Raw genomic sequence first — 1,121 nt, 5'->3', positions numbered from 1 at the left:
CAACGTCCCGGCTATATGCGCCTGGGCGTGGCTTTCAGACCAGCTGTGGATTTATCAGCTTGAAAGCAAGGTTTTGGGTAATACAAAACCCTCAATATGCTGTGGATGCCACGGCTGGCGTATATAGCTTTGTTGCTGGCTGCTTATTATTTTAGTCCGTTGGGGATTTCAATCGGAAAGTTATTTCATGTAGTATGGGTTTTTGGGTTTTTATTGATTTTCAATTCGCTATTTGAATTATATTTCTTAAAAATAGAAATTTTCTGGCAAGATCGTCTCTCAATCCGTTAATTATCTCATAATTTTCATTTGTAATCCGGAATTGTCATTCCGTTGCGCTTGAGCATTTATCAACCTGCACAATTTCCCGCGTGAATTATTTCGTTATCATTCATTTGGGCTGTGTCTATTTTTGCGAATTTATCAGTGACAAAACGCGGTTTTCAATCCATTAATTACTCTCTGGTTTTCATTTTGTTCTCCTTTCCCGTCGTATTTTTCTTTTGGTAATTCTATCTATTTCAAAATTTACAGCTAATGTATATGGACAGCAAACACTTTTTCCTCTTAAAATAGCTGGTTTCCAATCAGGCATTTGAGAAACTACTCTTAATGCTTCTTTATTTAATATTTCATATTTCCCTTTTGCTATCTCAACATTTTCAACTTTTCCAGTTTCCGAGATACAAATTCTTACGTATACTCTGTCTTCGAGTAAATTACCTAATGCTTTTTCAGGATATTTTATGCTTTCTTTAATGTATTTCAATATCGCTTCTGAGCCGCCTGGAAATGAGGGTAACTCTTCATACGATATAAAAGCATCTATTGAATCAGGTCGACAATCACAATAGGTTGAATCTTTCTGACAATAGATTCCTACTGAATATTCAAGTGCAATTATTAGAATACAAATTCTCAGATAGTTCATAGTAAATTATTTTATTCTCTTATTAGGACTAATATTCAAGCTAATAATACCGTTGCAAATGGCTTTATATCAACCCGCTCAATTTATCTCTTCTTTTATTCGTAGTCCATCAATTGCGTGAAAATCCAATTTATACTGTTATTCATTGTTTTTAGTTGGCTATGAGGTTTTTGTTAAGTTGCCAGCAACG

General features: G+C 34.4%; 1 protein-coding gene. It reads right to left on the bottom strand.

Annotated elements, in window-relative coordinates:
* Window positions 1-469 precede the first annotated feature (469 nt).
* Entirely contained in the window at window positions 470-931 is a 462-nt protein-coding gene (locus BY457_RS18865) for an energy transducer TonB (RefSeq protein ID WP_106154877.1), read from the bottom strand.
* Between the last annotated feature and the right edge of the window lie 190 nt (window positions 932-1,121).

Source organism: Marinilabilia salmonicolor (assembly GCF_003003035.1).
GTDB lineage: Bacteria > Bacteroidota > Bacteroidia > Bacteroidales > Marinilabiliaceae > Marinilabilia > Marinilabilia salmonicolor_A.
This window is presented reverse-complemented; position numbering and strand designations above follow the sequence as displayed.

Bases quoted from the DNA above. Each gene is read 5' to 3' on its own strand.
- BY457_RS18865 (WP_106154877.1), bottom strand. From the start codon at position 931: ATGAACTATCTGAGAATTTGTATTCTAATAATTGCACTTGAATATTCA.